This window comes from Protofrankia sp. Cas4, assembly GCF_963555915.1.
Taxonomy (GTDB): Bacteria; Actinomycetota; Actinomycetes; order Frankiales; family Frankiaceae; genus Protofrankia.
This window is the reverse complement of the sequence record NZ_CAUVXL010000018.1, coordinates 1-7,837: the sequence shown is the minus strand read 5'-3', so window position 1 is coordinate 7,837 and position 7,837 is coordinate 1. Positions and strand designations below refer to the sequence as shown.

General features: G+C 66.1%; 8 protein-coding genes and 1 pseudogene. 5 read left to right on the top strand and 4 right to left on the bottom strand.

From position 1 onward, the window contains the following. On the top strand, positions 1 to 604 hold a 604-nt coding region (locus tag U9979_RS01890; RefSeq protein ID WP_322778008.1), incomplete at its 5' end, for an SDR family oxidoreductase. Beyond that, positions 601 to 1,418: pseudogene (locus U9979_RS01885) on the top strand (enoyl-CoA hydratase-related protein). The gene U9979_RS01890 and the pseudogene U9979_RS01885, both read left to right, overlap by 4 nt. A gap of 181 nt (positions 1,419 to 1,599) precedes the next feature. Here the strand turns inward: U9979_RS01885 and U9979_RS01880 are convergent. Continuing rightward, positions 1,600 to 2,190, bottom strand: a complete 591-nt coding sequence (locus U9979_RS01880; protein WP_322778007.1) for an integrase core domain-containing protein — start codon at positions 2,188 to 2,190, stop codon at positions 1,600 to 1,602. A gap of 510 nt (positions 2,191 to 2,700) precedes the next feature. Between U9979_RS01880 and U9979_RS25015 the strand changes: the two genes are divergently transcribed. After that, positions 2,701 to 2,985 (top strand): toll/interleukin-1 receptor domain-containing protein, encoded by a 285-nt coding sequence (locus U9979_RS25015; protein ID WP_416219215.1) that lies wholly within the window; start codon positions 2,701 to 2,703, stop codon positions 2,983 to 2,985. Next, on the top strand, positions 2,885 to 4,747 hold the full coding sequence (locus U9979_RS01875) for a TIR domain-containing protein (protein WP_322778006.1): 1,863 nt from the start codon (positions 2,885 to 2,887) through the stop codon (positions 4,745 to 4,747). The genes U9979_RS25015 and U9979_RS01875 overlap by 101 nt, the downstream gene beginning before the upstream one ends. 12 nt (positions 4,748 to 4,759) lie before the next feature. On the opposite strand, the gene U9979_RS01870 is transcribed toward U9979_RS01875, so the two are convergent. Together U9979_RS01870 and U9979_RS01865 are read right to left on the bottom strand one after the other, a co-directional pair. Next, a complete protein-coding gene (locus tag U9979_RS01870) occupies positions 4,760 to 5,314 on the bottom strand; it encodes a hypothetical protein (protein ID WP_322750757.1) in 555 nt (184 codons plus the stop codon). Next, positions 5,311 to 6,234, bottom strand: a complete 924-nt coding sequence (locus U9979_RS01865) for an alpha/beta hydrolase (protein WP_322754625.1) — start codon at positions 6,232 to 6,234, stop codon at positions 5,311 to 5,313. The genes U9979_RS01870 and U9979_RS01865 overlap by 4 nt, the downstream gene beginning before the upstream one ends. 92 nt (positions 6,235 to 6,326) lie before the next feature. On the opposite strand from U9979_RS01865, the gene U9979_RS01860 reads away from it, so the two are divergent. Continuing rightward, complete coding sequence (locus U9979_RS01860; protein ID WP_322778005.1) at positions 6,327 to 6,971, top strand: TetR-like C-terminal domain-containing protein; 645 nt, start codon at positions 6,327 to 6,329, stop codon at positions 6,969 to 6,971. A 263-nt stretch (positions 6,972 to 7,234) separates the two neighbouring features. Here U9979_RS01860 and U9979_RS01855 read toward each other — a convergent pair whose 3' ends face one another. Next, positions 7,235 to 7,429 carry a hypothetical protein gene (locus U9979_RS01855; protein WP_322778004.1) on the bottom strand — a complete coding sequence of 65 codons (195 nt, stop codon included), beginning with the start codon at positions 7,427 to 7,429 and terminating at the stop codon, positions 7,235 to 7,237. Between the last annotated feature and the right edge of the window lie 408 nt (positions 7,430 to 7,837).

Genomic DNA, 7,837 nt, shown 5'->3' with positions numbered 1-7,837 from the left:
CCGCCTCGTCGCGACCACGGTGTCGGCGTTCGGTGGCATCGACGTGCTGCACAACAACGCCAGCGCGATGAACCTCACGTCGTCCGACGTCGATGTGCTCGGCCTCGACCTCGACACGTGGGATGGCACGATACGCACGAACCTCCGCGGGACGATGCTCTGCTGCAAGGCGGCCATCCCCCACATCCTCGAGCGCGGGGGCGGTTCCGTGGTGAACACCTCGTCCGGCCAGGCCCTCCTGGGTGACACCGGGCAGACCGCCTACGCCGCGGCGAAGGCGGCGGTGATCGCACTCAGCCGCTCGATCGCCACGCAGTACGGCCGCCGCGGCCTGCGCTGCAACGCCATCTGCCCCGGACTCATCCTGACCGATCGGCTGCGGCAGAAGCTTGACGGCCCGGCCACCGAACGGCTCCTGCGCCATCAACTCGTGTCGCGGGCCGGGCAGCCCGAGGACATTGCCAACCTCGTCTGCTTCCTCATCTCCGATGAGGGATCGTTCATCACCGGGCAGGCGATCAGCATCGACGGCGGCTCCCAGGCGCACATGCCGTCGTACGCGGACGGCGGCAACATCGACCGGTGCACACCGGTGACGGCATGACATCCCGCGAGCTGACCGACGCCCGATCGCGGGAGCTGACCGATGTCCGCTACGAGGTCGACAACGGCCTGGCCTGGATAACGATCGACCGCGAGGCCCGCTACAACGCATTCTCCGCCCACACTGTCGACGAGCTGATCCATGCGTTCAAGCTGGCGTGGGGTGACTCAGCCGTGGGCGTCGTCTGCCTCACCGGGGCCGGCGAAAAGGCCTTCTGCGCGGGCGGCGACGTGAAGATGGCGGCCGAGCTCGGCGGTTACGGCCCAACCGACTACGGCATCTTCGAGATCCAGACGCTGCACCGGGTCATGCGGGCCATCCCCAAGCCGATGATCGCTGCCGTCAACGGCGTCTCCGCTGGCGGCGGGCACGTCCTCCACGTCCTCTGTGACCTTTCCATCGCCGCCGACACGGCGACGTTCGGCCAGTCGGGGCCGCGGGTCGGCTCATGGGATGCCGGCTTCGGCACCGGCATCCTGGCCCGCGCCATCGGCGAAAAACGCGCCCGCGAGATGTGGTATCTGTGCCGTCGCTACGACGCCGCCCAAGCGCTCGAGTGGGGACTTGTCAACGCCGTGGTGCCGCTCGCCGAGTTGCAGGCCGAGGTGCGCAGGTGGGCCGGCGAGCTGCTCGAGCGCAGCCCCACCGCGCTCGCGTTCTTGAAGCACTCCTTCAACGCCGACACCGAGCAGCTCGCCGGCGTCGGCGCGGTGGGCTTCGATGCCCTCGACATCTTCGTGCACACACGCGAGGCCCAGGAAGGCAAGGCGGCGTTCGCCGAGAAGCGCCCCCGGACTTCGCCAGGTTCCGATGACAACCTGGACCGAGCCATTGTCGTCGATGAGCTCGTCGAACTGACGCGCGCCTGGCGTCGGCGTCATCCGCGCAGGAGCAATCGGCGAGGATGGGCTCGTGTGGGTGCCTGTATCTCGTCCGTAGCTGTGGAACAACCTGTACGGCGAGCGCCTGAAGGGTGCAAGTAGACGGTTCGCTGGTCAGACGGCTCGTTGGTATTCGTGGAGGAGGCCGCCGAGTCGGTCGATGCGCCTGATGGGGCCGGTCGGATCGGCGGCTGGTGTCACGGGGTCGGGTGTGTCGAGGTGGATGCCGCGGTGGGATCGGGCGGTGTTGTAGTGCTCGACGTAGATCGTGAGGATCTGTTCGGCGTGGCGGCGGTTCCAGAGCAGGGTCCAGTCGAGGCATTCCGTGCGGACGGTGCGAACCCAGCGTTCGGCGTAGGCATTCGCACGGGGAGCCTGAACCGGGGTTTTGATGATCTGGATGTTCTCGTCGGTGAAGACCGCGTCGAAGCCGCGGACGAACTTGGTGTCCCGGTCGCGGATCAGAAATTTGTACTGTCGGTGGTCGTCGAGCTGGTGGGTGAGGTTGCGGGCTTGCTGGGTGACCCAGGTGGCGGTGGGGTGGGCGGTGACGCCGGCGAGCCGGACGTGGCGGCGGTCGAGGCTGATGAAGAACAGGACGTACAGCCGGGTCAGCGTGACGGTGAGGAAGTCGCAGGCCAGCACGCTGGCGGCGTGGCTGCGGAGGAACTGTGACCAGCTCGGCCAGTATCTGCGCCGCCGCATTCGCGGCTCGCGTCTGACCTGCGGAAACGCTCAGAATAAAGATCCACTATATAGATCAACAAGGCCGTGGGTGCGCATTGGGTGCGCATTGGGTGCGCATTTGTCGTGGCTGCGGCGCCGCGCCTCGGTAAGAGTCGGCGAGTCTTTCATCGTCGTCGTTCACGGCTCCCAGGTGGGTAAGGAGAAGCGTAAGCCGCACTCCGACGGCCCCCGGGGCGAGATCCCGTCGACGACGGTGGTTGGCCGGTCGGGCCATCGACGGTCGTACTCGGCTCCACCGGACACGGTCATACCTGACCCGCCCCGATGGAGTCAAAGATCATTATCCATGACGTTAAGTAACATCAGCGCGGGGGTGAGGCACTCCGCGGCGTTTTTGGGCGCGTCCGCTCATGCCGATGAGCGGCTGCTACGAGGGCTGGTTCACGTCTTGGCATTCGTCACGGTACGCAACAGGCGTCAACAGCCGTCTGACCATGCTCGTAGGTTCGAGATCATGCGAGCTGTAGCATGCTGCAAGACGGATCAGGCGAGCGGGGGCACGTGACCGAGGTTTCATGGGACTTCTTCATCTCCTACACGGAGTCCGATAGGGCATGGGCGGAGTGGGTCGCCTGGCAGCTTGAAGTAGCCGGCTACCGCGTACTCGTCCAAGCCTGGGACTTCGTTACCCGGCGCAAGCTGGATGACGTCGATGCAGGCCGGTATCACGGAGGCGCGGCAAACCATCGCCCTCCTGTCCCACGCCTATCTTCGGTCCGTATACGGTCAGGCCGAGTGGCAGGCAGCCGCTAGAGCGGACCCGCTCGGGCTCGCCAGAAAGCTGATACCCATCAGGATCGAGGACTGTCCGCGGCCAGGGCTGCTCGGCCAGATCGTTAGCATCGACATGTTCGGCGTCACCGCAACAGCTGCGTCGCGCCTGCTGCAAGAGCACATCCGATACGCCATCAGTGGCCGAGCCAAGCCAACGGCCGAGCCGCAGTTTCCGTTCCCCCAGATGCCTGGAGATGCCACTCCGCCGGTCAAGCCCCAGGATCCGGTCGGGCCCGTCTTCCCGCCACTACACGCAGACCGACGCCCGCCTGTCCGGGAGGTCGGTGAGGTGTTTCAGCCAACCGGAACACCAGAGGTTACCTTCGTTCAGCAGCAGCACTTCCTGCCCTTCAAGATGACGTTGCGTCAGCCTGGGCTTAGCATCGTTCTCGAAGGTCCCTCAGGTCTCGGCAAGACGTCCCTGTTGATGCATGCCATGGAGCAGGACAAGGCCCGTTTCGGCGAGCCGACGGTCTACAGCGCCCGGGTTCCACGGGACGTAGAGAAGATCGACAAGCTGGTCATCGACGGCCATGACGGGGTCATCGCGATAGACGATCACCACCGGCTATCCATCGAGCAGCAAGGCCGCGTCGTCGACTACCTCAAGCGCCTCGCGGACAGTGGCGCCCGCTCAAGGAAGATCGTAGTCGTCGGTATTCCGGAGACGACGCGCTCGCTCGTGAAGATCAGCCCAGATATTGCCAACCGTATTAGGATCTTCCGACCCAAGGCGGCGTCCGAGAATGAGCTGCTGGCGTTGGTGGAACTCGGCGAGAAGGCGCTCAACATCCAATTCGAGGACAAGCTCTCGATCGTGAGGGCATCGAGCGGAAGTCTGATCATCGCCCAAGCGTTGTGTTGGCACTTGGTGACGATGGCCCGCATTGAGGAGACGGCGCGCAGCCTCAAGACGGTACGCACCGATATTCGGAGCGCCCTAGAGCTAGTTTCGGAGGAGCTGCGAATAAAATATCACGAGCTCGTGGAGGAATTCGCCGCGCTGGACGATTCGGACGAAACTATCTGCATCGAGCTTCTGATAGGACTGGCGAAAAACGCGGACGGCGTTCTATACCTGGACGAGTACCGGAAGCAGAACCCCAAACTGTCACGTGCGGTGGACCGCCTCTTCATGCAGGGGATCGGTGCCGGCCTGGCGGGAAACCCGTTGATATCCGGAAACCTATTCTATGACGTACAACGAAGGCGTCTGATCGCCGACGATCCGCAGTTCATTTTCTATATTCGGCAGCTCAAGCGGGAACGTCTCCTGCGGGGAGCAGGCAAACGCTCACCGACATCCAGAAGAAAAGTCTTCATTTGCTACAGTCACCAGGACGAGTTCTGGCTCAACCGACTGCTGGTCCATCTTAGCCCGCTGGAACGCGACGGCCGCTTGGACGTGTGGTCAGATAAACGCATCCGGATCGGCGACGCTTGGCGGAGCGAGATCGACATGGCGTTCGATTCCGCGGCGTCTGCGATTCTACTTATCAGCGCCGACTTTCTGGCCTCGAGTTTCATCCGAGACGTGGAGCTGCCGAAGCTGCTCGCGGCAGCCGACAACAGAGGCTGCCGGATAGTACCGATCTTGGTCGCAGCCAGCGCTTTTCATCAGACGCCGGCCATCGCGAGGTTCCAGCACCCGAACCCCAGAAGCCGGATCCTCGCTGCGGTTACCCGCGAGGAGGCGGAGCAGGTGCTCGCCGAAGTCGCCCGTCTCATCGAGCCTCAGTGACGATCCCGTTTGTCACTGTGCGTCGCGGCGCCAGGTGAGGGTGATCGTGCCGTCGTCCGTGTCACGCCATTGGCGCGCGAGGGTGCGGAGGCGGGTGTGGATCGCGTCAATGCGCTCAGGTGTGGCGGTGTTCGGTAGCTGGAATCCGAGCCGGTGCGCAGTGTCGCGCGGGTCGGGTGCGGTGAGGGAGTCCGGGTCGAGCCGCGCGACGATGATCTTCCCGGGTTGCTCCAGATGAGGCTGGGGGCCGAGGAGAGCGACGGCTTCCTCGGCTCGCATGAGGCCGGTGAAGTCGGCGCCGGGCTGCTCGGTGAGGGGCACGCGGTCGCGGGTAATGACGGCTTGGCTGTCAACCATGACCACGTCAGCGCCTTGATCGATGAGGCCCCAGAAGCCGTCGGTCAGGCCGAGTTCCACCTCCACGATCAGGTGGACGAGGTCGTGCGGCAGGACGTCGCCGTAGCTGGGGAACTCCCAGCGGGTCGTCGAGGCGTCGCTGCGGGTGACGTGCACCCGGTCCAGTTGTCCGCGGCGCCGGGTGAACGAGACGGTTAACGCGCTGGTCATCGTCGGCTCACCGGGCGAGCCGGCGGGCCCGCATCGGGTCGCACGCGAGACTCGGCCGGGTCGATAGCCTCACCGGCGCCGGCCCCATGTCGTGTCGGCTGCTCAAGGACCTCGTGCAGACGGGCAGCGAACCCGGCAGGGCGCAGGATGAAACCGGAGTGGCCGCCGGGGAACTTCACCAGCGGCTGGCCCAACTCCGCAGCCAGGGCGTGGGCGCACCGGTGGGCGAAACCGGTCGTCGAGGTGGCGCCGGCCGCGGGAACGATCCGGTCCGCCGCGGCATGCAGGCCTGGCCAGTCCAGACGGTAGCGCCGCACGGCGGGAGCGTCATGGGTCAGGAAGAAGGTGAGGTTGGCGATCCGTTCTGGCTTGGGCTGCGGCGGCGCGACGTCGGCCTCCCGGTCGGTGATGTCGACCCCGGCGAGGGCAAGGAACTGCCGCATCGCCGCGGCCATCCCCTCGCTGCGGTACAACCGTTCGATCTCCTCCTGGCCGCTTGCCGCCTGCTCCCGGTCACGCTCCGGTAGCAGTTCGGTGGCCGGCGGTTCGTGCGCGACGAGCAGCCGCACCCGCTGTGGGTGACGGCAGATCAGGTCCAGCCCGACCAGGGCCCCGAGGCTGACACCGAACACCAGCGCCGGGCTGTCGGTGACCGCCGCGAGCACCCGGGCAGCGTCGTCGCTGTGCGTCGCCACATCGACAGCGGTGTTCTGATCGTGCAGCGGGCTGCGCGTCAGCCCCCGCCGGTCGTAGCCGACCACCGTGTACCGGCCGGCCAGCCGCTCGGCGAGCGCGTCGGTAGCGTCGGCGTCCCCGTCACCGCCCGGCAACATCAGCAGCACTGGCCCGTCCCCTCGGACCTTGAAATAGAGCGTGGCTCCCGGCACAGCCAGCAGCCCTACCCGTGGCGCGTCCTGCACGATCCGCCTCCCCAAACCAGATAAGAAACCCAGGTATCTTACGTAAGGGTAGGCTAGCCGACCGCGATAGGGAACTCAAGTATCTTGTGAGCATGTCATCCGACAGGTGGGCGCCCGCGACGAGTTCCGGTGACGGCCGGTCGGCACCGCGGTCCCGACGGCGGGGGGACGCCCTGGACCAGGCCATCCTGGACGCCGCCTGGGACGAACTCGCCGCGGTCGGCTCCACCGCGCTCACCGTCGCCGCGGTTGCCGCGCGGGCGGGAACCAGCAAAGCGGTGCTCTACCGCCGATGGCCTACCCGCACCGACCTGCTCGCCGCCGCCGTCAGCAGACGAGTCGTCGACCTGGCCCGCCCACCCGTCGACACCGGCACTCTGCGCACTGACGTCATCGCCGTCCTGACCACGATGAACCAGCGGGCCCACGCCGCCCAGGCCGTCCCCGACATCGACGACGAACTCGCCACCCACCTGCGACGGCAAGCTCACACGGCCGGCGCCGACCAGATGAACCTCGTCCTCGAACGGGCCCGCAGACGCGGCGAAATCGACCCCGACAACATTCCGGCCCGCCTCGCACGCCTTCCCGTCGATCTGCTTCACACCGAGCTGTCGCTCCAGCCATCGCCTGCTCCTTACGACCTGATCGTCGAGATCGTCGACGAACTCTTCCTTCCGCTGGCGTTCCTGCGAGCCTCGCCGCGCCCAGCTCACGACAACACGCCCTGCTCTTAAACGCTGCAGCTGAAGTGGCCAGATACACCCCAGTGGCCATCCACTGGCCAACTAGCCCAGCCAGTGGCCAAGCTCGCGCGATCCCTACAGTTGGCCGGACGCCGCGAGGCACGGCTGAGAGGTCATCGCGCACCTTCCCCTTTTAGGAGAGGATCAGGCACTGAACGACTCGGCTTCCCCGAACCCTTGGGAGCGCGGCTATGGGTTCTCGCCGCCGTCAGCGTCTCCACAGCGCTATCCGCATTGTTGCCACCGCAACCGTCCTACTGGGTGGCGCCGCCCCCATGGACACCGGCGCCATTCTCGGCAAACGCTGGAGCAGGCGGGTTGGCCAGTTGGTTGATCTCCTCGCAGGCATCGTGGTTGGACTGCTCGTCGCGGTCGTCCTCGCCGCCAATTTCGACGCGGCCCTTCCCCGGTTCTCGCGTCGGTACGACCGCACACATCAGCCTGCTCACCGTATCCCTGACTCAGAGGATCCCAGACCGGACCACTCCCCGACCCCCGGCACCGAGAGTGACCCTGTGAGGCAGGTGGGATGACCAACCCGACCGCACTCATCTGCCGCGTGTGGTGCGTTCGTCGGTTCGTACCAGGTGGGTCCGTCGGCTACCTCGTCGCCGTTGGTGAGAAGGCGCGGTTAACGCTTCCGTCCGTAGAGGAAGTACGCCGCCGGTGCCAGCCCGAAGGAGTTGATCAGGGTGACCGTCGGGATCCACGCCCACTTGGATCCTCGGATCTGGCCGGCTGGCCGGCTGGCCGGCGCCAGATGTCGACGAGCGCGGCCGTCTTGAGCGCGCCCTCCGCGGCGGCCGCCAACACGATCGCTCGCTGGGTGCGCTTACTCAGGTCGCTCCACCTGCGCT

What these genes read in the sequence shown, in the direction of transcription:
- U9979_RS01870 (WP_322750757.1), bottom strand. Translation starts at nt 5,314, where the DNA reads ATGACCAGCGCGTTAACCGTCTCGTTCACCCGGCGCCGCGGACAACTG.
- U9979_RS25015 (WP_416219215.1), top strand. Translation starts at nt 2,701, where the DNA reads ATGCTGCAAGACGGATCAGGCGAGCGGGGGCACGTGACCGAGGTTTCA.
- U9979_RS01875 (WP_322778006.1), top strand. Translation starts at nt 2,885, where the DNA reads ATGCAGGCCGGTATCACGGAGGCGCGGCAAACCATCGCCCTCCTGTCC.
- U9979_RS01860 (WP_322778005.1), top strand. Translation starts at nt 6,327, where the DNA reads ATGTCATCCGACAGGTGGGCGCCCGCGACGAGTTCCGGTGACGGCCGG.
- U9979_RS01880 (WP_322778007.1), bottom strand. Translation starts at nt 2,190, where the DNA reads ATGCGGCGGCGCAGATACTGGCCGAGCTGGTCACAGTTCCTCCGCAGC.